The organism is Enterobacter soli, from assembly GCF_964208575.1.
Classification (GTDB): Bacteria; Pseudomonadota; Gammaproteobacteria; order Enterobacterales; family Enterobacteriaceae; genus Enterobacter; species Enterobacter soli_A.
Map to the genome: position 1 here is coordinate 1 of NZ_CAXOFU010000026.1, position 22,575 is coordinate 22,575.

At 59.3% G+C, this 22,575-nt stretch carries 22 protein-coding genes and 1 pseudogene; 9 read left to right on the top strand and 14 right to left on the bottom strand.

Going from position 1 to position 22,575, the window contains the following annotated elements; all coding sequences use genetic code 11:
* Positions 1 to 95: 95 nt before the first annotated feature.
* The 3 genes from AB6V08_RS20570 to AB6V08_RS20580 are packed head-to-tail and all read right to left on the bottom strand — an operon-like array spanning position 96 to position 2,405.
* Positions 96 to 1,208 carry a M20 family metallopeptidase gene (locus tag AB6V08_RS20570; protein WP_368544662.1) on the bottom strand — a complete coding sequence of 371 codons (1,113 nt, stop codon included), beginning with the start codon at positions 1,206 to 1,208 and terminating at the stop codon, positions 96 to 98.
* A gap of 13 nt (positions 1,209 to 1,221) precedes the next feature.
* Positions 1,222 to 1,686: a YjiG family protein gene (locus AB6V08_RS20575; RefSeq protein WP_368544663.1), complete on the bottom strand. Its 465-nt coding sequence runs from the start codon at positions 1,684 to 1,686 to the stop codon at positions 1,222 to 1,224.
* Positions 1,683 to 2,405, bottom strand: coding sequence for a nucleoside recognition domain-containing protein (locus AB6V08_RS20580; RefSeq protein ID WP_368544664.1), 723 nt, complete (start codon positions 2,403 to 2,405; stop codon positions 1,683 to 1,685). Before AB6V08_RS20580 ends, AB6V08_RS20575 begins: the two co-directional genes overlap by 4 nt.
* Before the next feature lie 268 nt (positions 2,406 to 2,673).
* On the opposite strand from AB6V08_RS20580, the gene cstA reads away from it, so the two are divergent.
* Together cstA and AB6V08_RS20590 are read left to right on the top strand one after the other, a co-directional pair.
* Positions 2,674 to 4,779, top strand: coding sequence for a pyruvate/proton symporter CstA (gene cstA / locus AB6V08_RS20585; RefSeq protein WP_368544665.1), 2,106 nt, complete (start codon positions 2,674 to 2,676; stop codon positions 4,777 to 4,779).
* 117 nt (positions 4,780 to 4,896) lie between these two features.
* The gene (locus AB6V08_RS20590) at positions 4,897 to 5,094 is read left to right on the top strand and encodes a YbdD/YjiX family protein (RefSeq protein ID WP_006809671.1); all 198 of its coding nucleotides are present in this window, start codon (positions 4,897 to 4,899) and stop codon (positions 5,092 to 5,094) included.
* Here the strand turns inward: AB6V08_RS20590 and AB6V08_RS20595 are convergent.
* The 4 genes from AB6V08_RS20595 to AB6V08_RS20610 form a co-directional block, all read right to left on the bottom strand.
* Positions 5,091 to 5,495, bottom strand: a complete 405-nt coding sequence (locus tag AB6V08_RS20595; protein ID WP_368544666.1) for a helix-turn-helix domain-containing protein — start codon at positions 5,493 to 5,495, stop codon at positions 5,091 to 5,093. The two genes, AB6V08_RS20590 and AB6V08_RS20595, sit on opposite strands and share 4 nt — an antisense overlap.
* Positions 5,476 to 5,772, bottom strand: a complete 297-nt coding sequence (locus AB6V08_RS20600; protein WP_368544667.1) for a type II toxin-antitoxin system RelE/ParE family toxin — start codon at positions 5,770 to 5,772, stop codon at positions 5,476 to 5,478. Before AB6V08_RS20600 ends, AB6V08_RS20595 begins: the two co-directional genes overlap by 20 nt.
* 190 nt (positions 5,773 to 5,962) lie before the next feature.
* Positions 5,963 to 6,706 carry an SDR family NAD(P)-dependent oxidoreductase gene (locus tag AB6V08_RS20605; RefSeq protein ID WP_368544668.1) on the bottom strand — a complete coding sequence of 248 codons (744 nt, stop codon included), beginning with the start codon at positions 6,704 to 6,706 and terminating at the stop codon, positions 5,963 to 5,965.
* A gap of 57 nt (positions 6,707 to 6,763) precedes the next feature.
* Positions 6,764 to 7,852, bottom strand: a complete 1,089-nt coding sequence (locus tag AB6V08_RS20610; protein WP_368544669.1) for an oxidoreductase — start codon at positions 7,850 to 7,852, stop codon at positions 6,764 to 6,766.
* 160 nt (positions 7,853 to 8,012) lie between these two features.
* Between AB6V08_RS20610 and AB6V08_RS20615 the strand changes: the two genes are divergently transcribed.
* The 4 genes from AB6V08_RS20615 to AB6V08_RS20630 all read left to right on the top strand — a co-directional run bounded on the left by AB6V08_RS20615 (position 8,013) and on the right by AB6V08_RS20630 (position 12,916).
* The gene (locus tag AB6V08_RS20615) at positions 8,013 to 9,515 is read left to right on the top strand and encodes a sugar ABC transporter ATP-binding protein (protein WP_368544670.1); all 1,503 of its coding nucleotides are present in this window, start codon (positions 8,013 to 8,015) and stop codon (positions 9,513 to 9,515) included.
* The gene (locus tag AB6V08_RS20620) at positions 9,512 to 10,507 is read left to right on the top strand and encodes an ABC transporter permease (RefSeq protein WP_368544671.1); all 996 of its coding nucleotides are present in this window, start codon (positions 9,512 to 9,514) and stop codon (positions 10,505 to 10,507) included. Before AB6V08_RS20615 ends, AB6V08_RS20620 begins: the two co-directional genes overlap by 4 nt.
* A gap of 19 nt (positions 10,508 to 10,526) precedes the next feature.
* Positions 10,527 to 11,591 carry a sugar ABC transporter substrate-binding protein gene (locus AB6V08_RS20625; protein WP_368544672.1) on the top strand — a complete coding sequence of 355 codons (1,065 nt, stop codon included), beginning with the start codon at positions 10,527 to 10,529 and terminating at the stop codon, positions 11,589 to 11,591.
* 83 nt (positions 11,592 to 11,674) lie between these two features.
* The gene (locus AB6V08_RS20630; RefSeq protein WP_368544673.1) at positions 11,675 to 12,916 is read left to right on the top strand and encodes an LVIVD repeat-containing protein; all 1,242 of its coding nucleotides are present in this window, start codon (positions 11,675 to 11,677) and stop codon (positions 12,914 to 12,916) included.
* A gap of 60 nt (positions 12,917 to 12,976) precedes the next feature.
* Here the strand turns inward: AB6V08_RS20630 and mtnK are convergent, their stop codons facing one another.
* Positions 12,977 to 14,176, bottom strand: coding sequence for an S-methyl-5-thioribose kinase (gene mtnK, locus AB6V08_RS20635; protein WP_368544674.1), 1,200 nt, complete (start codon positions 14,174 to 14,176; stop codon positions 12,977 to 12,979).
* 104 nt (positions 14,177 to 14,280) lie between these two features.
* Here mtnK and mtnA point away from each other — a divergent pair, with 104 nt between their 5' ends.
* Positions 14,281 to 15,297: an S-methyl-5-thioribose-1-phosphate isomerase gene (gene mtnA / locus AB6V08_RS20640; RefSeq protein WP_368544675.1), complete on the top strand. Its 1,017-nt coding sequence runs from the start codon at positions 14,281 to 14,283 to the stop codon at positions 15,295 to 15,297.
* A gap of 42 nt (positions 15,298 to 15,339) precedes the next feature.
* Positions 15,340 to 15,810, top strand: a complete 471-nt coding sequence (locus AB6V08_RS20645) for an SRPBCC family protein (protein ID WP_368544676.1) — start codon at positions 15,340 to 15,342, stop codon at positions 15,808 to 15,810.
* Between the two features lie 90 nt (positions 15,811 to 15,900).
* Here the strand turns inward: AB6V08_RS20645 and AB6V08_RS20650 are convergent, their stop codons facing one another.
* The 3 genes from AB6V08_RS20650 to AB6V08_RS20660 are packed head-to-tail and all read right to left on the bottom strand — an operon-like array spanning position 15,901 to position 17,740.
* Complete coding sequence (locus AB6V08_RS20650; RefSeq protein WP_368544677.1) at positions 15,901 to 16,443, bottom strand: acireductone dioxygenase; 543 nt, start codon at positions 16,441 to 16,443, stop codon at positions 15,901 to 15,903.
* A complete protein-coding gene (mtnC, locus tag AB6V08_RS20655; protein WP_368544678.1) occupies positions 16,440 to 17,129 on the bottom strand; it encodes an acireductone synthase in 690 nt (229 codons plus the stop codon). Before mtnC ends, AB6V08_RS20650 begins: the two co-directional genes overlap by 4 nt.
* A complete protein-coding gene (locus AB6V08_RS20660) occupies positions 17,126 to 17,740 on the bottom strand; it encodes a methylthioribulose 1-phosphate dehydratase (RefSeq protein ID WP_368544679.1) in 615 nt (204 codons plus the stop codon). The genes mtnC and AB6V08_RS20660 overlap by 4 nt, the downstream gene beginning before the upstream one ends.
* 123 nt (positions 17,741 to 17,863) lie before the next feature.
* On the opposite strand from AB6V08_RS20660, the gene AB6V08_RS20665 reads away from it, so the two are divergent.
* Positions 17,864 to 19,024, top strand: a complete 1,161-nt coding sequence (locus AB6V08_RS20665) for a pyridoxal phosphate-dependent aminotransferase (RefSeq protein ID WP_368544680.1) — start codon at positions 17,864 to 17,866, stop codon at positions 19,022 to 19,024.
* On the opposite strand, the gene AB6V08_RS20670 is transcribed toward AB6V08_RS20665, so the two are convergent.
* From AB6V08_RS20670 to citR, 3 genes and pseudogenes are all read right to left on the bottom strand, one after another.
* The gene (locus AB6V08_RS20670) at positions 19,025 to 19,651 is read right to left on the bottom strand and encodes an IbrB-like domain-containing protein (protein ID WP_368544681.1); all 627 of its coding nucleotides are present in this window, start codon (positions 19,649 to 19,651) and stop codon (positions 19,025 to 19,027) included.
* Positions 19,636 to 20,859, bottom strand: a complete 1,224-nt coding sequence (locus AB6V08_RS20675; protein ID WP_368544682.1) for a phosphoadenosine phosphosulfate reductase — start codon at positions 20,857 to 20,859, stop codon at positions 19,636 to 19,638. Before AB6V08_RS20675 ends, AB6V08_RS20670 begins: the two co-directional genes overlap by 16 nt.
* Before the next feature lie 156 nt (positions 20,860 to 21,015).
* Positions 21,016 to 21,914: pseudogene (gene citR, locus AB6V08_RS20680) on the bottom strand (DNA-binding transcriptional repressor CitR).
* Positions 21,915 to 22,575 lie beyond the last annotated feature (661 nt).

Genomic DNA, 22,575 nt, shown 5'->3' on the forward strand with positions numbered 1-22,575 from the left:
GGTGTCGCTGTAACCCTTCTATTTTTATGACAAACACTCAGCGCTTCATGAAATAAAAATTGCCTGAGGTTCATCGGCCCCTGTGGGGATGGGGCCTACATCATCGACACAATTCGCTTCAACAACCGGATCCGCGGCTCGATCGACGCTTTATCCAGCCACTCCGCCGGGCTGTGGAACCCTGCACCCACCGGACCTAAGCCGTCGAGCGTCGGGATGCCCAGCGCGGCGGTGTGATTGGCGTCGCTGCCGCCGCCCACCGCCTGCCAGGTGATGGCAATACCTTCCGCTTTACCCGCCGCTTCCACCTGCCGCATCAGCGCCTGCGTTGCCTCACTCGCGGCCATTGCCGGCTTATGGTTTACGCGGGTGAGGGTCGTCGTCACGCCGTCGAGGAAGCCTTTCTCGCACAGGGCTTCCAGCGCCTGATTCACCCGCTCGTACTCGTCGTTTTCCCAGAAGCGCACGTCCAGCTCCGCCACCGCCTTATCCGCCACCACGTTTGCCGCGCTGCCGCCCTGGATCACCCCCACGTTAAGCGTGGTGCCGCGATCCCAGTCGGTGAGCGCATTGATGGCCAGAATGCTGTTTGCCAGCGCCACGACGGCCGAACGGCCTTTCTCCGGGTCGTTCCCGGCGTGCGCCGCCACGCCGCTAAAGGTGAGGTGGTAACCCGCCATCCCTTTACGCGCCTTCACCAGCGAACCGTCGGCGCGCGCGGCTTCGCACACCAGCACGCAGCGGGCGCGTTTTGCCAGCTCGCCGATCCACGCGTGGGAATAGACCGAGCCGGTCTCTTCGTCCGGGTTCATCGCCACCGCGATGCTCAGGCGGGATTTATCGGCGGCGTCGAGCTGGCGCATCGCCCACAAAATATTCAGCAACCCGCTCTTCATATCCGACACGCCCGGCCCGTACAGGCGGGTGTCGTCCTCGCTCAGCGGACGCTCGGCAACGGTGCCGGGGGCGAACACGGTGTCCAGATGGCCGACCAGCAGCACGTCAAACTGCGTCGACTGCGGCTTGTTGCAGACGAACACGCCGGGGCCGACCTTGTCGCCCAGATCCACGCGCTCGGTGTGCCACCCCTCGCGCAGCCACAGCGCCTCGATAACGCCCGCCACCGTGGCGACGCCGGCGATGGTCTGGGTGCCGCAGTCCACGTTCACCAGGGTTTTCAGTTCTTCAATGTAGTGTTCCAGATTCATGGTTACGTCCTGTTCAGAGAATAATGCGCATCAGCAGCATGGCTAAAAATGCGTTGATCACCGAGATAGCAATCATCAGCGGAATACGTTTGGCGCGGGTACCGATCACGCCGAGAATGCGTCCGAGGTACTGCACCTGGGAGCCCATCAGATAAATCGCCGGGGCCAGGATCGCCAGATGCTCGCCGGAGAGAATGCCTTTATCGAACAGGCCGATGGCGACGCCAATGCCGCCGCCCATCGACATCCAGCCGCCAATCAGCACCGCGGCGGCTTCGCCCGGCAGGCCAAACAGCCCCATCAGCGGGGCGAAAATCATGCCGAGCCCCTTCAGCGCGCCGGTAATTTCCAGCGCCTTAATAATGATAAAGGCCATCACCACGTTCGGCAGGGTGCTGCTGGTGGCGATGCCCCAGCCCTTGCGCGCGCCTTCGACAAACACATCGGTGATGACGGGATTGGATTGCGGAGCACTCATGCGGCTTCTCCTTTTGCCTGGGGTGTCACGGGGGCGTCTTTAGCGGTGAATTTGAGGATCAGGCGCAGCAGATTGGCGCCGACAATTTTCATGATAAACATCACGGCGATACATGCGCCGATGGAGGTGGGCACGGCCGCGCTGCCGTCAACGGCAATCAGGGTGAAGAGGATCGCGCCGGAGGAGAAAAAGTTGGTGATCATCGCTCCCGCCGAGAACTGGAACATGGCGAAGACGTCTTTTTCCGATTCGCTGATTTGCCCTTCATCAGCGAGGTTGCGCGTGAGCGACGCGCCCACGTCGGTGCTTTGCAGGCTGCCGATCAGCGCCAGCCCGGCGGTGCCGGGAATGCCCAGCAGCGGGCGCAGCAGCGGGGTTAACAGCTTGCGCGCGGCGCGCAGGGCGCCGTAGTGCTCCAGCACGTTAATCATGCCGAGGGCGAACATTACCGCGGGGATCAGCCCCAGCGCGAAGAGAAAACCGTCCATCGCGCCGCTGCCGCCCTGTCCGCGAAAGGCGCTGGTGGCGGTAGTGAGCGTGTCGCCGTCGAGGCTCGCTTTACTGACCACTTTGCCAAACGCCCCGTTGAGGGTGGTGAAATCGAAAACGCCGTACCACTCTTTTCCGCCCAACAGGCCAGAGAAGAAAACGGCGGCGAATGCCAGCGCGAAGTAAGCGCCGGGCCCGACCTTATAATCCTGAGGTACTGAACTGTTCATATCCTTTTCCTTGTATGCGCGCGATCGCGCAAGGATATTCTGGCGAGGATATATTCTAAAAAGATGATACAAATCATTCCGTAATGCGGCGGCGGGACGAAAAAGGCAAAAGTGTGACCGCTGACGGCGCGAAGGTGATCGGCTTAACAATGTGGTGTAAATGTCTGGTTTGACCACACATTATTGTGTTTCCGAGTTGTTAAATTTTGCGCGTTGTTCTAGAAACAAAATGTAACATTCCACTGTTTCACGACAACGGATAACAACCATGAACAACTCAGGGAAATACCTTAAATGGGCAGTGCTCTCCGTTGTGGGGGCATTTGCGCTGGGCTACATCGCCCTCAACCGGGGTGAGCAGATCAATGCGCTGTGGATAGTCGTTGCCTCCGTCTGCATTTATCTGATCGCATATCGCTTTTACGGGCGCTATATCGCCAACACCGTGCTGGGGGTTGATGCCACCCGCATGACGCCCGCGGTGCGCCATAACGACGGTCTAGACTATGTGCCGACCGATAAAAAAGTGCTGTTCGGACACCACTTCGCGGCGATTGCCGGGGCGGGCCCGCTGGTGGGGCCGGTGCTGGCGGCGCAGATGGGCTACCTGCCGGGGATGATCTGGATCCTCGCGGGCGTGGTGCTGGCCGGGGCGGTGCAGGACTTTATGGTGCTGTTTGTCTCGACCCGCCGCGACGGTCGCTCGCTGGGCGAGCTGGTCAAAGAGGAGATGGGCGCAACCGCCGGGGTGATTGCGCTGGTCGCGACCTTTATGATCATGGTGATCATTCTGGCGGTGCTGGCGATGATCGTGGTGAAAGCGCTGACCCACAGCCCGTGGGGAACCTACACCGTGGCCTTTACCATTCCGCTGGCGCTGTTTATGGGGATTTACATTCGCTATCTGCGCCCGGGGCGCATCGGTGAAGTGTCCGTCATTGGCCTGGTGTTCCTGGTGTTCGCGATTATCTCCGGCGGCTGGGTGGCGGAAAGCCCGACCTGGGCACCGTTCTTCGACTTCACCGGCGTGCAGCTCACCTGGATGCTGGTGGGATACGGTTTCGTGGCGGCAGTGCTGCCCGTCTGGCTGCTGCTGGCCCCGCGCGACTACCTCTCGACCTTCCTGAAAATCGGCACCATCGTTGGTCTGGCCATCGGCATTCTGATTATGCGCCCGACTCTGACCATGCCCGCGCTGACCAAATTCGTTGACGGCACCGGCCCGGTCTGGACCGGCAACCTGTTCCCGTTCCTGTTTATCACCATCGCCTGCGGCGCGGTGTCTGGCTTCCACGCGCTGATCGCCTCCGGCACCACGCCGAAGATGCTGGCGAACGAAAACCAGGCCTGCCTGATTGGCTACGGCGGCATGCTGATGGAGTCCTTCGTGGCGATCATGGCGCTGGTGTCTGCCTGCATCATCGATCCGGGCGTCTACTTCGCGATGAACAGCCCGATGGCGGTGCTGGCCCCGGCCGGTACGGTTGACGTGGTGGCGTCCGCCGCGCAGGTGGTGAGCGGCTGGGGCTTTGCCATTACCCCTGAAACGCTTACGCACATTGCCAACGAGGTGGGCGAGCAGTCGATCATCTCCCGCGCGGGCGGTGCGCCGACGCTGGCGGTGGGGATGGCGTATATTCTCCACGGCGCGCTGGGCGGCCTGATGGACGTGTCGTTCTGGTATCACTTCGCCATTCTGTTCGAAGCGCTGTTTATCCTGACGGCGGTGGATGCCGGGACCCGCGCGGCGCGCTTTATGCTGCAGGATCTTCTCGGCGTAATCTCCCCGAACCTGAAGCGCACCGACTCGCTACCGGCCAACCTGCTGGCAACCGCGCTGTGCGTGCTGGCGTGGGGCTATTTCCTGCATCAGGGCGTGGTGGATCCGCTGGGCGGGATCAACACCCTGTGGCCGCTGTTCGGCATCGCCAACCAGATGCTGGCGGGCATGGCGCTGATGCTCTGTGCCGTGGTGCTGTTCAAGATGAAGCGCCAGCGTTACGCCTGGGTCGCCCTGGTGCCGACCGCGTGGCTGCTGATCTGTACCCTGACCGCAGGCTGGCAGAAAGCCTTTAGCCCGGATAACAAAGTGGGCTTCCTGGCCATCGCCAATAAGTTCCAGGCGATGATCGACAGCGGTAAAATCCCGGCGCAATATACCGAGTCCCAGCTGTCGCAGCTGGTGTTTAACAACCGTCTGGATGCCGGTCTGACCATCTTCTTTATGGTGGTGGTTGTGGTGCTGGCGTTGTACTCTCTCAAAACCGCGCTGGCGGCGCTGAAAGTCGACAAGCCAACGGCGAAAGAGACTCCGTATGAGCCAATGCCTGAGAATCTGGATGAAATAGTGACTCAGGCGAAAGGGGCGCATTAATTTTACTAAGGATACCCCTCACCCCAGCCCTCTCCCCAAAGGGGAGAGGGTGTTAAAAGTTCCCTCTCCCCTCTGGGGAGAGGGTTAGGGTGAGGGGATACACACGAGAAATGATCTATGTTCGACACCCTCTCCAAAGCAGGTAAATACTTAGGCCAGGCCGCCAAAATGATGATCGGCGTGCCGGATTACGACAACTACGTCGAACATATGCGCGTCAACCACCCAGACCAGACGCCGATGACCTACGAAGAATTTTTCCGCGACCGCCAGGACGCGCGCTACGGCGGCAAAGGCGGGGCGAAGTGCTGTTAACCCTCTTTCGGTAAATAGAGACTGATCTGCTCCTGATTACAGCCATAAATGGCCGCCAGCTTTTCGCGGGTGCGCTTTTGCGGACGAGAGTCCAGGGCTTCAAGCTGTGATACGGCAGACTGGCTGATGCCGAGCTTTTCAGCCACTTCCTGCTGGGACATGCCGCGGAGAATGCGCCAGGCGGCCTGCAGGCTGACGTTTTGCCAGGTCATGATGCTGCAAACCTCGCCCGGCAGTTCCACGTCATCATAACAATCGTGTTCGACTTCAATATCCTCCAGGTCGTCGTCGGTTTCGTCGTCGATCTCTGCCATCTCCAGGCACATGCGAAAGTATTCGTTATAGGGAATCACCACGTATTGCGTATTTCCGTTTTCGTCCTTAATTAGCTGTACAGCCATAGGGTGTCTTTTCCTCGTGCAAGTAAGTGGTTGATGTTCTGCGTTTAATATCCACTACATAACAATGATCTACGGGATCGTCCCGCAGCATAATTAGAATGCGGTAATCGCCAACGCGTAGCCGGAAATGATTTTCTGAAGCCGATATTTTTATGATATCGGGTCGGGGAGCTGACCGGTCATCCAGTTTCGTAAGCTTCGTTTCAATTCGTTGACGATAGCGGCTATCAATTCTGGATAGCGCTTTCTTTGCAACCCGTGACCAAACAATCTTCATCCGTACCTCCACTGTACGCCCACACAAAATATAAGGGAATAATTAGACTATTAGATAAATTCCGAATTTCTTATGTCGCACTGTAGAGGGGATGAACGGCGGGAAAAAGCGGCAAAGTGTGATTCGTCGAGGCGGCTCGAAAGCGCCTCTGCCGGGCGACAGAGGCGTGCAGAAAATATGCTAGCGGGCTTCAGGCATTCAGCCCGCCGTCCACGTCCAGACCGGTGCCGGAGATCTGCCCGGCGGCGGGGCTGGCGAGAAACGTTACTGCCGCCGCCACATCCTCAGGCTGACCGTAATGCCCGATGGCAATCAGCTGGCGCTGCGAATCGGCCTGCTCGCCGTCCTCCGGGTTCATATCGCTGTTCGTCGGGCCAGGATGCACAATATTAACGGTAATGCCGCGCGGCCCGAGGTCGCGCGCCAGACCGCGGGTAAGGGAGTTCAGGGCGGATTTGGTCATGGAATAGACGGCGATACCCGGCTGGGCAACGCGGTTAGCCAGGCAACTGCCGATATTGATGATGCGCCCGCCGTCGGAAAGGTGGGTCAGCGCCGCCTGGGTGGCGATCACCACGCCGCGAATGTTGACGTTAATCAGCGCGTCGATATCCGCAAGGGTCATGGCCTCCAGCGGGCCGCCGCGCGCAATCCCGGCGTTGTTGACCAGAATATCCAGCCCGCCGAGGGTGCGTGCCGCGTGCGTTACCGCATCCTGAATGGCTTCGGCGCTGGCGCTGTCGGCCTGAACCGCCTCGCCTTTGCGCCCGAGCGCCGTAATCTCACTGACCACCGCCTGGGCTTTCTCGGCGGATTTTTCATAGGTGATAACCACATCGGCGCCTGCCCGGGCGAGAGACAGGGCAATGGCACGCCCAAGCCCGCGGCTGGCGCCGGTAACCAGCGCCTTCTTACCTGTTAAATCGATCTGCATGATGACCTCGTTGCGAGAGTGGTGAGAATCATCATTAGGTATAGACGGTCGGGGCGATTAGCGGCTGAAGGATTCCACCTTCTCAAACGCCCTGCGTAATACCGCCGGGTTGAGTTCCACCGGCAGATAGTGAATCGACTCCACCGGGCGCAGGGTGTGGGCGATAACCTTATCCAGCTCGTCACGGTTGTGGATGTCTACCTCCAGCTCGCGCAGGGTCGTCGGCAGACTGAAGCGCTGATAGGCGGCAACCAGCTGCGCCAGCACCTCATCCTGCCCGAGCAGGGCGCTTTGCACCAGAATGCCGTAGGCCACTTTGGTGCCGTGGAGGTATTTCTCGGTTTGCGGCAGCACGGTCAGGCCGTTATGCACCGCGTGCGCCGCCGCCACGCGGGTGTAGCGCTCGCCGAGCCCGCCCACCATGCCGCCGCCGGCAATGATGGCATCCACCACGTCTTTAAACGCCTGCGTCGCTTCCCCGCGCCGCTGGTCGGCCAGCGCCCGTTCGCTGCTCTCGAGCAGTACGTCGCGGATCGCCAGCGCGCCGTTAATTCCCAGACGCACGGTCAGCGGCAGGTGCTCCGGCTCGGGCGCCAGCACCACCGCTTCGTACCATTTCGCAAGCGTGTCGCCAATGCCCGCCAACAGGTATTCGGCCGGAGCGTTGAGGATGATATTGGGCTCCACCAGCACCAGGAAATTGGCGTCGTCGAAGATCTCAAACTGCAGCGCCTGACCGGCATCGTTATACCAGACCGACAGCGGCGTCCAGGCCGCGCAGGTGGCGGCGACGGTTGGAATCCCCACGAACGGAACGGCCAGGCGACGCGCCACGGCTTTCACCGTGTCCATCACCGCGCCGCCGCCCACGCCAATCACCACGCTGGCGTCGCTGCCTGATGCGTTCACCAGCTCCGCGACGTCACGCTCGCTGCAGTGGCCCTTAAACAGCAGGTGCTTAGCCCCCGGCGCGTTAAAGCTCTCCGGCAGGAACGGACGGGCGCCCACGATGGCGCGCTCACCGTAGATCCACACCGCGCGGGAAAACTGTTCCGGGGTGAAGAAATCGTTCAGACGCGCAAGGCTTCCGGCGTGGGAGAAGTAGTTCGCCGGGCCAGGCACGACGCGGATATCGGTGTTGCTCATGGTATTGTCCTTTTTTTAGCAAGCGCTAACCCGATGTTATGTCTGGACATCCGGATGGCTAATAATATTTCGCTTTATCTTATGCCTTTTCCGTCGTTGTCAGTCAACCGGAGCTGTGAAAAATTCCATAAATCAAAATATTAATGAAGGGGTTACGCGGATGGTTTCCAGTCGCCTTGAGATGCGCGGCATCAGCCTGGCCTTTTCCGGCTTTCAGGCGCTGTCGCGCGTTGACTTCACCCTCACGGGCGGTTCGGTACACGCGCTGACCGGCGCGAACGGTGCCGGGAAATCCACGCTGATGGCGGTGCTGTGCGGCACGCACGAGCGCTATGAAGGTGAGATCTGCATTAACAACCAGCCGGTGAGCATTCGTGAACCGCGCGACGCCAAGCTGCTCGGCATTCACCTGGTGCAGCAGGAAGTGGACGTCGCGCTGATCCCGGGCTTAAGCATTGCCGAAAACATCATGCTCGACCAGCTGGCCCAGCCGGGCCACGGCTACCGCTGGGGGGCGATCCGCCAGCAGGCGCGACAGGCGCTGGCGCAGCTGGACGTGGCGCTGGACGTGCGCCGTTCGGTTGACGGCTGCACGCTGGCGGAAAAGCAGCAGATTTTGCTGGCGCGGGCGCTTTCGCACCACTGCCGTTTTCTGATCCTCGATGAGCCCACCGCGCCGCTGGACGCCCACGAAAGCGAGCGCCTGTTTGCGGTGGTGAAACGCCTGCAGCAGCAGGGGATCGGCGTGGTGTTTATCTCGCACCGCATTCATGAGCTGAAGGCCATCTGCGACACCCTGACGGTGCTGCGCGACGGCAAGCTGATTGAGTCCGGCCCGATGGCGGATCTGAGCGGCGAAGAGATCGTTGAGAAGATGCTCGGCCACGAGCTGAGCGATATCTACCCGCCCGCGCGCCCACCGCACAGCGACGAAACCCTGCTGCGCATTGAGGGGCTGCACGACGACGCGCTGCTGAAAGATATCTCCCTGCATCTGCGCAGGGGGGAAATTCTTGGCATCGCGGGGCTGGCGGGCGCGGGTAAAACGGAGCTTTGCAAGGCGCTGTTTGGCGCGAGCAAAAGCCGCGTCGCGCGCGGCGAGCTGAATCATCAGCCGTGGCAGCCGCGCGATCCGGCGGACTCGGTGCTGCGCGGCCTGGCGCTGGTGCCGGAGGAGCGGCGCAAAGAGGGCATTTTTATCGATGAGCCGGTGAGCATGAACCTTGCCGTGAGCGCCGACAACACGTTTTCGCGCTGGAGCCTGTTCGGGCATCGTCAGGCGTGGCGCTGGGCGGAAGAGGTGATTGCCCGGGTGGGCGTGCGCGCACGTGGTCCGGGGCAGGTGCTGCGCCGGCTTTCCGGCGGCAACCAGCAGAAGGTGGCGATCGGCAAATGGCTGCGCAACGACGCCAGCGTGCTGATTTTTGATGAGCCGACCAAGGGCGTGGACGTGAAGGCCAAAACCGATCTTTTCCAGCTTATCGACGGCCTGGCGCGCGAGGGCAAAGGGGTGATTTACGCCTCCGGCGAGTTTGCCGAGCTGGTCGGGCTGTGCGACCGCATCTGCGTGCTGTGGGACGGGCGCGTGGTGGCGGAAATCGCCGGGGCCGAGGCCCGTGAAGAGACACTACTTTATTATTCAACCGGAGGAACGGCGTCGTGAGCAAGGCCCTTTCAGTGACTGCGGCGGCGTCTGGCCGTCAGCACATTTTCGATTTTCTTTACAAGTGGGGCATGCTGCTGACCGTGGTCGCGCTGGTGGCGGTGTTTGGCCTGGCGTCGGACAACTTCCTCGATCCGAACAACATCATCAACATCCTGCGCTCCATTGCCATCGTAACGGTGATCGCCATCGGCGTGTCGATTTCGCTGACCATCGGCGGGTTCGATCTCTCCGTGGGATCTACGGCGTCGCTGGCGAACGCGCTGGTGGTATCGCTGTTCGTCTGGCACGGCTTCGGCACCACCGAGTCGATTCTGATCACCCTCGCGCTCTGCTCGCTGGTCGGGCTGTTTAACGCCTTTCTGATCGTCATTCTGCGCATCCCGGACATGCTCGCCACCCTCGCCAGCCTGTTTGTCATTCAGGGCGTGGCGATGACCTACAGCTACGGCGGGTCGATTACCGAAAACATGGTGCTGCCGAGCGGCGATATGGCGGAAGGGACGATTCCGGCGGCGTTCAGCCTGCTCGGGCAGGTGCCGACCATCGTTATCATCATGCTGGTGGTGACCATTGTGGCGCAGCTTGGGCTCTCGCTGACCACCCACGGACGCCGCATGTACGCCATCGGCGGCAACCCGGAGGCGGCGCGTCTGTCCGGCATCCGCACCACCCGCTACAAGGTGGCGGCCTACGTGATTGCCTCTCTGCTGGCGGGGCTGGGCGGCATTCTGCTGGCCTCGCGCATCGGGTCATCCCAGGTGAACGCGGGCGGGGGATACCTGATGGATGCGGTGGCGGCGGCGTGGATTGGCTTTTCGCTGGCGGGTTCCGGCAAGCCGAACGCGCTTGGAACGCTGGTGGGGGCCGTCATTCTTGGCGTGCTGTCGAACGGGCTGGTGATGCTGTCGGTGCCGTATTACGCCATGGACATTATAAAAGGGCTGGTGCTGGCCGTCGCGCTGGCGATTACCTACGTACAAAAACGCTAACAACACAACGGGATAACACATGAAAAAGATTGCACTTTCTTTGGTTGCGCTAGGGTTACTGACTTCTCTGCCGGGCTATGCGGCAACGCCTGCCCCGGTTCCGGCGGCGATTGCCGGCCACGACGGTCCGATTCGCATTGCGGTGATCCGCAACCTCGGCTCTGACGATAACACCACCCAGTTTATCGCCGGCGCCATTCAGGAAGGGAAAAAGCTCGGCTTTAAGGTCAGCACCTTTTTAAGTAACGGCGACGACGCCAAATTCCAGGACTTCGTCAATCAGGCCATCAGCCAGAAGTATGACGGGATCATCCTCTCTCAGGGCCGCGACCCGTATTCCACCGCGCTGGTGAAAAAAGCGGTGGACGCCGGGATTAAAGTGTCGGTGTTTGATACCGCCGTCAACGGCGAGATCCCCGGCGTGACCGTAACCCAACAGGATGATGCCTCGCTGACCCATCTCTCCTTCGGCCAGCTGGCGAAAGATTTCAACGGCAAGGCCAATATCGTCAAGCTGTGGGTGGCGGGCTTCCCGCCGATGGAGCGTCGTCAGGCGGCGTATAAAGAGTTGCAAAAGCAGTACCCGGACATCAAAGAGCTGGAGTCTATCGGCGCGGTTTCCTCTGACGTGCAGGGCGATACCGCCAACAAGGTGGGCGCTATTCTGGCGAAATACCCGAAAGGCAAGATCGACGCTATCTGGGGCACCTGGGACGCGTTCAGCCAGGGCGCGTATAAAGCGCTGAAGGAGAACGGCCGCACCGAGATCAAGCTCTACAGCATCGACATCTCGAACCAGGATTTACAGCTGATGCGCGAATCCGGCAGCCCGTGGAAGGTAAGCGTGGCGGTGGATCCGAAGCTGATTGGCGCGACCAACGTGCGTCTGGTCGCCAACAAGATTGCCGGGGAAACCACGCCAGCGACCTACGAGTTTAAAGCGGCGGCAATTCCGCAGGCGCTGCTGACCGCCCAGCCGGGCGCGGTGAACGTGGCGTCGCTGGGGAAAATTATTCCAGGCTGGGGCCAGACCGAAGACTTTATCGCCCCGTGGTTTGCGACGCTGGAAGCGAAATCAAAATAATGCCCGGTGGCGCTGCGCTTACCGGGCCTACGGTTTGGTAGGCCGGGTAAGGTGCAGCCGCCACCCGGCGAAAGGAGCTCAAGGTGACTCATTTACCCCCTCCCGAATACAGCCGCAACATGCGCCTGATTGGCCACAGCGATCAGGGCGGCCGCCCGGACGGCGTGCAGCTGATGGTGCATCGCGGTTTTGCCTATATCGGCCATATGGTGTCCCAGGGCTTTTCCATTGTGGACGTGCGCGACCCGAATAACCCGAAGGCCGCAGGCTACGTGCCCGCGCCGCCGGGCACCTGGAACGTACATTTGCAGGCGCACGACGACCTGCTGCTGGTCATTAACGCCCGGGATCTGTTCGCCGATGCACGCTTTGCCGATGAAAAGGTCTACTACACCCGTCAGGTGGGGGAGACCGTCAGCGACGTGCAGGACAAAGGCTGGAGCGCCGGGCTGCGGGTGTTTGATATTTCCACGCCGGACAGGCCGCGCGAAATTGGCTTTTTGTCGCTGAACGGCATCGGCATCCACCGCATCTGGTACGTGGGCGGGCGCTGGGCGTACGTTTCCGCGCTGATCGACGGCTTTACCGACTACATCTTCCTGACCATCGATCTGGCCGATCCGCGCAGGCCCGAAGTGGCGGGGCGCTGGTGGCTGCCGGGCATGAACCAGGCCGACGGCGAAAAGCCGAACTGGCCGGAGGGCAAACGCTACGCGCTGCACCACGCCATTATCGCCGGGGATACCGCCTACGGCAGCTGGCGCGACGGCGGATTAACCCTGCTGGACGTGAAGGATCGCACCCAGCCGAAGCTTATCAGCCATCGCAACTGGAGCCCGCCGTTCGGCGGTGGGACGCACACCGCGCTGCCGCTGCCGGATCGCGACCTGCTGGTGGTGCTGGACGAAGCGGTGCTCGACAATCAGGAGGACGGCGAGAAGCTTATCTGGCTGTTCGACATCCGCGAGCCGTCGAACCCGGTGAGCATTTCCACCTTCCCGCAGCCGGATGAGATCGACTACGTGGCGAAAGGGGCGCACTTCGGCCCGCACAACCTGCACGAGAACCGTCCGGGGAGTTTTGTCAGCTCCACGCTGATCTTCGCCACCTACCAGAACGCCGGCGTGCGCGCGTACGACATTTCGAACCCGTATCGCCCGGTGGAAACCGGCGCGCTGGTGCCCGCGGCGCCGGAGAAGATGATGGACACCCGCCCGAACCGCCCGCAGGTGATCCAGTCGTGCGATGTGTTTGTGGATGCGCAGGGGATTATCTACAGCACGGACTACAACGGCGGGCTGTCGGTGATTGAGTATCTGGGGTGAGAAACAATTCCCTCTCCCTGTGGGAGAGGGTCAGGGTGAGGGCACCCGCCCGCACAACGCTTAACTGTACTGACGCACCCGCGCCACCAGCTCTTCCACGCTGTCGATACGATCCGCAATCACAATCAGCGCCTTGCCCAGGGTAATGGCGTGGCGCAGGCACTCGTGGCGCATCGCGTCGTCCGCAATGGTATCGATATCCGCCACGTGGGACAGCCCCACGCTGCGGCGAATCAGCTCGGTGCCGCAGAAGCCAATCGCGTCCTGCCACACTTTCTTCAGGAACGCCGAGGCATAGCCCGGGGTGCTTAACGCCGCATCGCGGGTTTTCTCCGTGGCCAGCGCCTGGAAGCGTTCTGCGAAGGTCGTCCACAGCGTCTGGATATCGTTCAGGCGCTGCTCGCGGGCGGCGGCGGCATCGCGAATGCCCAGATGCCCCGGCAGGCCGCAGAAGTTCAGCAGCAGGTTGCCAATGGCGGTGCCCACGTCAAAACCGATGGGGCCGTAATAGCCAAACTCGGCGTCGATGGCCTTCAGGCTATCCTCCGCCACGAAGATCGAGCCGCTGTGAATATCGCCGTGCAGCAGCGCTTCGGCCTGCGAGAAGAAGCGGTGCTTCAGGGCGGCCACCGCCACCTTGAGCTGCGCGTCGTCGCGCAGGGCGGCAACGTCGTTTTCCAGCTCGGCGGGATAGCTATTGCGCTCGTGGATCTGATACGGATCGTTGAAGAACAGATCTTCGGTGATCTCGCACATCTCCGGGTTAATGAACTTCGCCACCTGCGCCTTTTTCTCGTGCGGGTGCAGATAAAAATCGCTGGTGTGGAACAGCGTGTGGGCGAGGTATTCCCCCAGCTGGCGCGCGGCCTGCGGGTAGTGGTTATTCTTGATCAGCTCGCCGCGCCAGATGCGATGGCTGGAGAGATCTTCCATCACCATCACCGCCAGCTCCGGGTCGAAGTGGTGAATTTTAACGGTGTGCTGCGGGCTGTGGCGGTAGTGCTCGACCAGGGTTTGCGCCTCCAGGCGGGCGCGGTCAAGGGTCAGCGGCCAGGACTCGCCCACGCAGCGCACGTAGGGCAGCGCCTGCTTGACGACGATGCGGCTCACGCCCTGGCTGTCGAAAATCTTAAACACCAGATTGAGGTTGCCGTCGCCCACCTCCTGCGCCTCCACCAGTGACGATGGGTTATCAAGGCCGCCGAACTGCTTTGCATACTCCACGGCGTCCTGAGCGGTAAAGGTACGGTATTGCGACATTGCCTGTTCCTCACTGATTTGCTAATAAAGACATTTAGACGTCTATACATCTGGATTTCATCCTGACACAATGTGCTACAACAACGCAACAGAGAATTAACGACATGCAGACATTACAGACGACCAGCCTGCGGGTGGCGGATAATCAGCTATTTATTCTCGACCAGCAGGCGCTTCCGCAGGAGAAAAGCTGGCTGGATGCCTCCAGCACAGAGGCGCTTGTGGGACACATTCACGCCCTGCGCGTGCGCGGCGCGCCGCTGATTGGCCTCTCTGCCAGCCTGCTGCTGGCGCTGCTGGCGGAAAACGGCGGCAGCCGCGACGAGCTGGCCGCTGCGCTGGACACCCTGCGCGCGTCCCGCCCGACGGCGGTGAACCTGATGAACAACCTCGACCGGATGAAGCAGGCCCTGTGGCAGGAGGATTTCGTGCCGGCGCTGGCGGCTGAAGCCCTGCGCCTGATCGAAGAAGACAGGCAGCTTTGCGATGCCATCGCGAAAGCGGGCAGCGCGCTGGTGAAGCCCGGCAGCCGCCTGTTGACCCACTGCAATACCGGCGGGCTTGCAACGGCGGGCGTCGGCACCGCGCTGGGAGTAATTGCCCGTGCGCATCGGGAAGGCAACGTCAGCAGCGTGTGGGTGGATGAAACCCGTCCGCTGTTGCAGGGCGGCCGATTAACCGCCTGGGAGCTGGGCGAGCTGGGCGTGCCGTATAAGCTGATTACCGATTCGATGGCCGCCAGCCTGATGGCAAAAGGGCAGGTCGACGCGGTGTGGGTCGGCGCAGACCGCATTGCCGCCAACGGCGATGTGGCGAACAAAATTGGCACCTATTCCCTGGCGGTGCTGGCGAAATTCCACGGCATTCCGTTCTACGTCGCCGCCCCGCAAACCACGCTGGATCCTGCCTGCCCGAACGGGGACGCGATCCCGATTGAGCAGCGCGCGGCGGCGGAAGTGACGGGCGTCGCCGGGAGCTTTGGCGCGGTGCAGTGGGCCCCGGAAGATGCGCAGGTGTACAACCCGGCGTTTGACGTCACCCCGGCGTCGCTGATTAGCTGCTGGGTGCTGGACACCGGCGTGGTCACGCCGCAGGAGGTTGCTGAAGGGAAATTTGCCTGAGTCCGGCTATCCTTTAAGGGGTTCCCCTGAGAGGACAACATCGTGACGCTCGATCCCAATACCGACTTAAAGCTGGAGCGCGTGGTGGACGCACCGCGCGACCTGCTCTGGCTCTGCTGGACCACCCCCGAACACATCAAAAAGTTCTTCATTCCCGTTCCCCATAAGGTGATCGAATGCGACCTCGACCTGCGCGTCGGCGGGCGGTTCAACACCGTGTTCGAGGTTGACGGGCAGCGCATGGACAACAAGGGCGTTTTTCTCGATATCGATCCGGGCAGGAAGCTGGTCTTCACCGACGGCTACACCGAAGGCTGGAAGCCCGCCGAGAAGCCGTTTATGACCGCGATTTTGCTGCTGGAAGATGTCGGAGAAGGGAAGACCCGCTACACCGCGATAGCGCGGCACCCGACGGTGGAGATCCGCGAACAGCACGAGCAGATGGGCTTCCACGAAGGGTGGGGGATTGTGCTGGATCAGCTGGTGGCGTATGTGAAGGGGCTAAAACGGTAGTGCGCTCTGGTGCCCTCACCCCGACCCTCTCCCACAGGGAGAGGGAGCAAACACTAAAAACGGCAGCGTTAGCTGCCGTTTTGCTTTTACCTATGCCAGGCGTGGATACGCATCCGCGATCGCATCGCCCGTAAATTGCGCCACCCAGCCTTCCGGGTTATCGAAAATTCGGATCGCCGTAAAGTTCGGTTCTGACCCCATATCGAACCAGTGCGGCGTGCCCGCGGGCACCGAAATCAGGTCGTTTTTCTCGCACAGCACCTGATACACCTCGTCGCCGATGTGCAGGCAGAACAGCCCGGCGCCCTCAACAAAGAAGCGCACTTCGTCTTCGCCGTGGGTATGCTCGTTCAGGAACTTCGCGCGCAGCGCGTCCTTTTGCGGGTTGTCGGCGCGCAGGCTGATCACATCCCAGCTCTGATAGCCTTTCTCCGCCACCAGCCTATCGATCGCATGCTGATAGGCCTCGATCACCGCCTCTGGGGCTGGATCGCGCCCCAAATCACGATCCGCCGCCCAGCGTTCAAAACGCACGCCTTTGGCGTTGAGCTGTTGGGCGATCTCGGCGGCGTCGGTGCTGTGCCACTGGTGCTGGCTGGCGTCTTTATCAGAAAAAATCGTTAATGCGCTCATGAAGGGATCTGCTCCGGGTTAATCTCGTCAAACTGGTGAACCTGATGGTGGTGGCTCGCGCCATCATCATCACCGCGAATCAGCTGCAGGGTGCGAAAACCTGCCTGCTCGGCGGCGTCCAGCTCCTGATGGATATCAGACAAGAACAGGATTTGCGACGGGGCAATGCCGGTATGCGCCGCAATGTTCTGATAAGACTGCACCTCGCGCTTGGCGCCGATGTGCGTATCAAAATAGCCGCTGAACAGATGAGTAATATCACCTTCATCGCTGTAGCCAAATAACAGTTTCTGCGCGGCGACGGAGCCAGAGGAATAAACATAGAGATCAATCCCTTGCGCCTTCCATTTTTCCAGCGCAGGCAGCACGTCGGGGTAGAGATGTCCGGTAAAGTCGCCGTTCACGTAGCCGTCGTGCCAGATGATGCCCTGTAACGCCTTCAGCGCGGTGGACTTACGATCTTCATCCATAAAGGCAAACAGCGCGGTAATCAGGTCGCTAACGCTGGCGTGCGGCTGTTCGATTTCATCGCGCAGGTTGTCCAGAATCGATTTGACCGGTTCGGCGTACTGCTGCGCGGTCACGAAGGCCGCCAGCCGCTCACGCGCATAGGGGAACAAAACATCATGGACAAAACGGATATCGCTGGTGGTCCCTTCAATATCCGTCACAATCGCGCGAATCATATTCTCTCCAGTTGTCGTAAACGCATTTCGCATTCAAATAAGAATTCCAGGCCTTCCAGGTGACGACGGGCTTCCGCCACGTCGCGCCCCCAGCAGGTTAAGCCATGGCCGCGCAGAAGAAAACCATAATTAAGGGTGCGTTCCTGCGCGTAATGGGCGATTCGCGAGGCGAGGGCGTCGATGTCCTGATCGTTATCGAATACCGGAATGGTCAGGGTATCCAGATGCGTGGTCTGCCCGGAGAGGGATTTTTGCATCTCAAAACCGCTGATTTGCAGTTCTGATGCCTTCACCAGCCGCGACAGCACCGTGGCGTTGACCGTGTGAACGTGCAGCACGGCGTTGGCCTCCGGGAACAGGCGGTAAATGAGGGTGTGCAGCCCGGTTTCGGCCGAGGGCTTGCGGCCTGACGGCGCGCGGTTGGTGGCTATCTCGACTTGCAGGAAATCCTCGACCGTGAGGCTCCCCTTGTCTTTGCCCGATTCGCTAAGCCAGCACAGGGCGCTATCCTGACGTACCGACATGTTGCCGCCGGTGGCGGGTGCCCAGCCTTTCGCGCCAATCCAGCGGCAGGCGTCGACCAGTTGCGTGAGTTGCAGGTTGTCTGTCATTTCCTTTTACCTCTGTCGGCCAGGAATATTGATATGGTATAGACGTCTAAGCGTCTTGATTGCCAAAGACTAACATCGTGTTATAGTGGCAGCAACATAAGTATTACAAGCAGGCACGACACAATGAGCAATAACCCGTTGATTCCGAAGAGTAAACTCCCCAGTCTCGGTACCACGATCTTTACCCAGATGAGCGCCCTGGCGCAGCAGCATAACGCCATTAACCTCTCCCAGGGCTTCCCGGATTTTGACGGCCCGGCCTATTTACAGGCGCGTCTGGCGCATCACGTGGCGCAGGGCGCAAACCAGTATGCGGCGATGACGGGCGCGCAGGCGCTGCGCGACGCCATCGCCGATAAAACCGCTGAGCTGTACGGCTACAGGCCGGATGCCAACACCGACGTCACCGTGACGGCGGGGGCAACCGAGGCGCTGTATGCCGCCATTACCGCCCTGGTGCGCACCGGCGACGAGGTGATTTGCTTCGACCCGAGCTACGACAGCTACGCCCCTGCGGTCGCGCTTTCCGGCGGCGTGGTGAAGCGCGTGGCGCTACAGCCTCCGCATTTTCGTCCGGACTGGCAGGCTTTCGCCTCGCTGCTGAGCGATAAAACCCGGCTGGTGATCCTGAATACTCCGCACAACCCGTCGGCGACCGTGTGGCAGAAAGCGGATTTCGCCGCTCTGTGGCAGGCGATTGCCGAACGTGAAATCTACGTGCTGAGCGATGAAGTGTACGAGCACATCTGCTTTGCCGCCGAGGGGCACGCCAGCGTGCTGGCCCATCCCGAGCTGCGCGAGCGGGCGATTGCGGTTTCGTCGTTTGGTAAGACCTACCATATGACCGGCTGGAAAGTGGGGTACTGCGTGGCGCCGGCGGCCATCAGCGCCGAGCTGCGCAAGGTGCATCAGTATCTGACCTTTGCCGTGAACACGCCCGCCCAGCTTGCGCTGGCTGATATGCTCCGCGCCGAGCCGGAGCATTACCGCGAGCTGCCTGAATTTTACCGCGCGCGCCGCGACCTGTTTGTGAATGCGCTGAGCGCCAGCCGCCTGGAGATCTTGCCGAGCGAAGGCACCTACTTCCTGCTGGCGGATTACAGCGCCATTTCAGACCTGGATGACGTGAGTTTCTGCCAGTGGCTGACCAAAGAGGCGGGCGTAGCCGCCATTCCGCTGTCGGTTTTTTGCGCCGATCCCTTCCCGCATAAGCTGATTCGCCTGTGCTTTGCGAAGCAGGAATCGACGCTGCTGGCGGCGGCCGAGCGTCTTAACGCGCTCTGATTATTTCACCGTCCAGGCTTCCGAGTAGCGACGGTCTGCAAACATCTCCAGCAGGCCGTTGATTTGCTTCAGTCGCAGCACTTCGTCGCCGTCCATCCCCAGCTCTTTGCCGATCTTCTCGTCGCTCCAGCCCAGTAAAGAGAGTTCGCGCACGATGTCCGACATGGCGTTGATCTGGTGCCGCCCGCGGGCGCGGTTGTGGCGGATGGTCGCCGCCATGCGGTCATATTTCTCCCGACGCTCCTTGCGCAGGCAGGTGACCGGCAGATAGCCTTTGAGCTGGCGCCTGAGCGCCGCGCGGTTTTTGCCGATCTCGTGGCGGTGGAAGCCGTCGACGATTTCGAAGTGCTGCGGCGCGTCTTCCGTCACCACAATTGGCTGCGTGAAGCCGTCTATTTCCAGCGACTGGCTGAGCAGGCGTTTTTCCGGTGGCGCAACGTTATTGGGGTTGTAATCGTTGGCGGAAATATCATCCTGTTTTACCCACAGCACGCAGTCGATGGGCTGCTCGCGAAACGGGCTCATTTTATGGATCGCCTGGCGAAAGGTGTTGATGGCGTCAATGCGCTCGCTTTCCGACAGCGACTGCAAATAGCTCTCCATCTCTTTAATTAATCGTTGTTGCATAAAATCCCCCACTCCTTGCGTTTCGATTTTATTCTGGCGCTGTATTGCTGATAGTTTTTCGGCTTATTTGGGCTGAATGATAGCGCCCTGCACCAGAAATCGTTATTCAATAGCACCTTGCAGATGCGACGCCACGACGGAATATCTTTTGAGCCAATATCGCCTTCCTGCGTGTCGGGAATATCGTCCATCCCTTTCTTTTGATACCAGTGCAGATAAATCGCAATTTTATTGCGGTAATGCTCGGCAGTCGTGTGCGGCATACTGTCGAGCAGGAGCATGGCGTACTGCTTCCAGCATAAATGATCCGGCTTGAGGATTTTCCGGTGACCGTAAAAGTGATTGTCCTGTCCGGCGTATATTCCGCCGCTTCGCACGCCGCTGACGCGTTCACACATCGCCGCCCATCTTTCCGGCTCAAGGACGTGATAAAGCCATAGCCCCTGGCGTTGCTCCGGGCCAAAGGGTTCACAAATGCGCATATAGCGCGGCGGAACGCCGGACTGGTACATCAGGTCGTACAGGGTGTTGTAGCAGCAGCCTGATTTGGCAAACCAGGTCCAGATGTCCGCGGTTTTCCAGTCGTAGAGCGGGTAGACGTACCAGGCGTGACCGCCGGGGGCGACCGTGGTCCAGGGTTTATCGTCGGCAAAGCGCTGTTTGCGCGCGTTGGCGATGGTGAGAAAGCGGTTGTAGGACTCGTCGGCGCGGATGCCCACCATCACCGCGGCGGGGCGCCGCTGGGCAAACCAGGCGGAAAACGTTCGCACGAAGGCTTCGAAGGTCATGCCCGGCTGGTAAAAATCAAAATACTCTGGGTCGGTAATGGCATCGGCGGGCGGCTGGCGAACCCAGCGGGTGCCCGGCTCCCAGCACTGCCATTCGGGCTGGAACTGCGACAGGGAGTTTTGCGTGGTGAGCGGCAGGGCAACCCAGTAGAAGCGTTCTATGACGTCCTGATAGAGTTCGCGCATGTTCTCAACGTGCTCGATGGTGCAGGAAAATTGCGCTTCCCAGTCAATAAACAGCACGCTGATTTTTTTCTTCAGCGCCCGCGCCGTTTGCGCCGTGAGGTGCAGCATGATGGTGGAATCTTTGCCGCCGGAAAAAGAGACGCAGACCTGTGATAAATTATTAAGGGTCCATTCAATGCGTTCCTGTGCGGCCTCAAGAACGTTTTGAGATAACGGGTATTTATAAATCGACATAGCTAATCTCTCCCTGAGTCATTAATGTCGAGTACGCTTCGCCAGCCTAACTCTACCAGCCAACGGGTAAACGATTCTGTAATACTCCTTATATAGCTGGCGGGTTGAGTCTGTTAATCATATCGCCCGGTGATTTACCGGGCGATATGAGAATGGTTAATCTGTTTTGATCCGCTCAATAAACTGCGTGAAGATATTGCTGTTCAGCGCGGCGCGATTGTACAGCATAAAAACTTCCGGCTTAGGAAGCTCAAACGGAATCTCGACTTTTTTCAAATTCAGCAGGTCTTTATAATTCTCGAAAATAGGTTCGGGAACATAGCCAATTAATTCTGACGTGCTGATGACGTTAAGGATGGAAATATACGAGTCGCTGCGAAAAGCAATATTCCTTTCAGCAAAAACGGTTTCAATCTGGGCCCGGAACTCTTTTACGCCCGCCTCCGTGCTGTTCAAAAAGGTGAATTTCTCATTGCGCAACTCGTCTTCGGTGACCGAGTCCTTCAGGCGCGGATGTTTATTGCTGGCCACCAACACCACGGAAAACTGGGTGAAGCGCGTGCAGACAATCGAGCGGTTGCTCAGGGGAGCCATCGTAAAGGCCAGATCGGCTTTGCGGTACGCAAGCAGGTCTTCTGCCGTTTCCGGGGAGAGCAGCATATCGTGTTGTTCTACTTCGTAGTTATTTTCAGAGAACAGCAGATGCAGCGGCTCAATCAACCGCCCGGGGATCACGATCTGCGGGCAGTAGATGATGAAGTTTTTCTTGAGGCTGGAGCCGTGCATGATGTTGATAGTCTGTTCTATCTGATTAAGATTCTGCTCAAGATGGAGGTGCAGGTTCGTGCCGACCGTGGTCGGGGTGATCCCTTTTCCGGAACGAATAAACAGAGGATCTTCAAGCTGGCTACGCAGGCGTTGCAATGACTGGCTAACCGCAGATGGCGTAATGTACAGCGTTTCGGCCGCTTTACTGATGCTGAGATGCTGATAAATGCATTCAAAAATGACCAGCAGATTGAGATCAAATTTTTGAGGTCGTAGAGGTTTGCCATAGTTCATCCTGAGTAAGCCATGTTTTGCGGTCGTTATCACATCACTGATAACTATAGATTGAAGCCAACCATTTACAATCCTTTGGGTTAACTTACTTAATTCACTTTGAATGTCCGCTTAATATATCATGATGTCAAATTAATGAAACCAAACTTCATGAGACATTAAGATAATTTTATCCATTAAGAGTGACGACATTCGTTGAAAAACATCTCTCATTTATATATGTGACGCGACTCATTACTGCATTAAATTAATACCGGGCCCATAAATACGGGCGTGAGGCGTTGATAATCATTTTATATATGAATGTATTTGCGTAGTCGTATTGAGAATCAGTCAGGGCAAATTGTTGTTGTTCGGCAAAACCTATCACAGACATAGACAAGAACGCCGTGCCTGAGGAGGGCGGGGATGCTGTAATCGAACCGCTGTTATGACTTTGAAAAAGGTTATAGAGCGCAACGCAACGTCAGTGAAGACTGGCACTGAATGTACCTATGGGAAGTTCAGGTATCAGGGCCGCCCATCGAGGCGGCCTTTTTACTTACGGAGCTGACCGGGTTAAGCATCACAATGGCACTTTGTTGAGTTTGTAAGGTATGGCTGATTGATTTGATAAAGCAAACGCATTAGCCGAATCTGAAAAAGTTAGATACC

Coding starts and splice junctions, on each gene's coding strand:
- AB6V08_RS20570 (WP_368544662.1), bottom strand. CDS start 1,208: ATGAATCTGGAACACTACATTGAAGAACTGAAAACCCTGGTGAACGTG.
- AB6V08_RS20575 (WP_368544663.1), bottom strand. CDS start 1,686: ATGAGTGCTCCGCAATCCAATCCCGTCATCACCGATGTGTTTGTCGAA.
- AB6V08_RS20580 (WP_368544664.1), bottom strand. CDS start 2,405: ATGAACAGTTCAGTACCTCAGGATTATAAGGTCGGGCCCGGCGCTTAC.
- cstA (WP_368544665.1), top strand. CDS start 2,674: ATGAACAACTCAGGGAAATACCTTAAATGGGCAGTGCTCTCCGTTGTG.
- AB6V08_RS20590 (WP_006809671.1), top strand. CDS start 4,897: ATGTTCGACACCCTCTCCAAAGCAGGTAAATACTTAGGCCAGGCCGCC.
- AB6V08_RS20595 (WP_368544666.1), bottom strand. CDS start 5,495: ATGGCTGTACAGCTAATTAAGGACGAAAACGGAAATACGCAATACGTG.
- AB6V08_RS20600 (WP_368544667.1), bottom strand. CDS start 5,772: ATGAAGATTGTTTGGTCACGGGTTGCAAAGAAAGCGCTATCCAGAATT.
- AB6V08_RS20605 (WP_368544668.1), bottom strand. CDS start 6,706: ATGCAGATCGATTTAACAGGTAAGAAGGCGCTGGTTACCGGCGCCAGC.
- AB6V08_RS20610 (WP_368544669.1), bottom strand. CDS start 7,852: ATGAGCAACACCGATATCCGCGTCGTGCCTGGCCCGGCGAACTACTTC.
- AB6V08_RS20615 (WP_368544670.1), top strand. CDS start 8,013: ATGGTTTCCAGTCGCCTTGAGATGCGCGGCATCAGCCTGGCCTTTTCC.
- AB6V08_RS20625 (WP_368544672.1), top strand. CDS start 10,527: ATGAAAAAGATTGCACTTTCTTTGGTTGCGCTAGGGTTACTGACTTCT.
- mtnK (WP_368544674.1), bottom strand. CDS start 14,176: ATGTCGCAATACCGTACCTTTACCGCTCAGGACGCCGTGGAGTATGCA.
- mtnA (WP_368544675.1), top strand. CDS start 14,281: ATGCAGACATTACAGACGACCAGCCTGCGGGTGGCGGATAATCAGCTA.
- AB6V08_RS20650 (WP_368544677.1), bottom strand. CDS start 16,443: ATGAGCGCATTAACGATTTTTTCTGATAAAGACGCCAGCCAGCACCAG.
- mtnC (WP_368544678.1), bottom strand. CDS start 17,129: ATGATTCGCGCGATTGTGACGGATATTGAAGGGACCACCAGCGATATC.
- AB6V08_RS20660 (WP_368544679.1), bottom strand. CDS start 17,740: ATGACAGACAACCTGCAACTCACGCAACTGGTCGACGCCTGCCGCTGG.
- AB6V08_RS20665 (WP_368544680.1), top strand. CDS start 17,864: ATGAGCAATAACCCGTTGATTCCGAAGAGTAAACTCCCCAGTCTCGGT.
- AB6V08_RS20670 (WP_368544681.1), bottom strand. CDS start 19,651: ATGCAACAACGATTAATTAAAGAGATGGAGAGCTATTTGCAGTCGCTG.
- AB6V08_RS20675 (WP_368544682.1), bottom strand. CDS start 20,859: ATGTCGATTTATAAATACCCGTTATCTCAAAACGTTCTTGAGGCCGCA.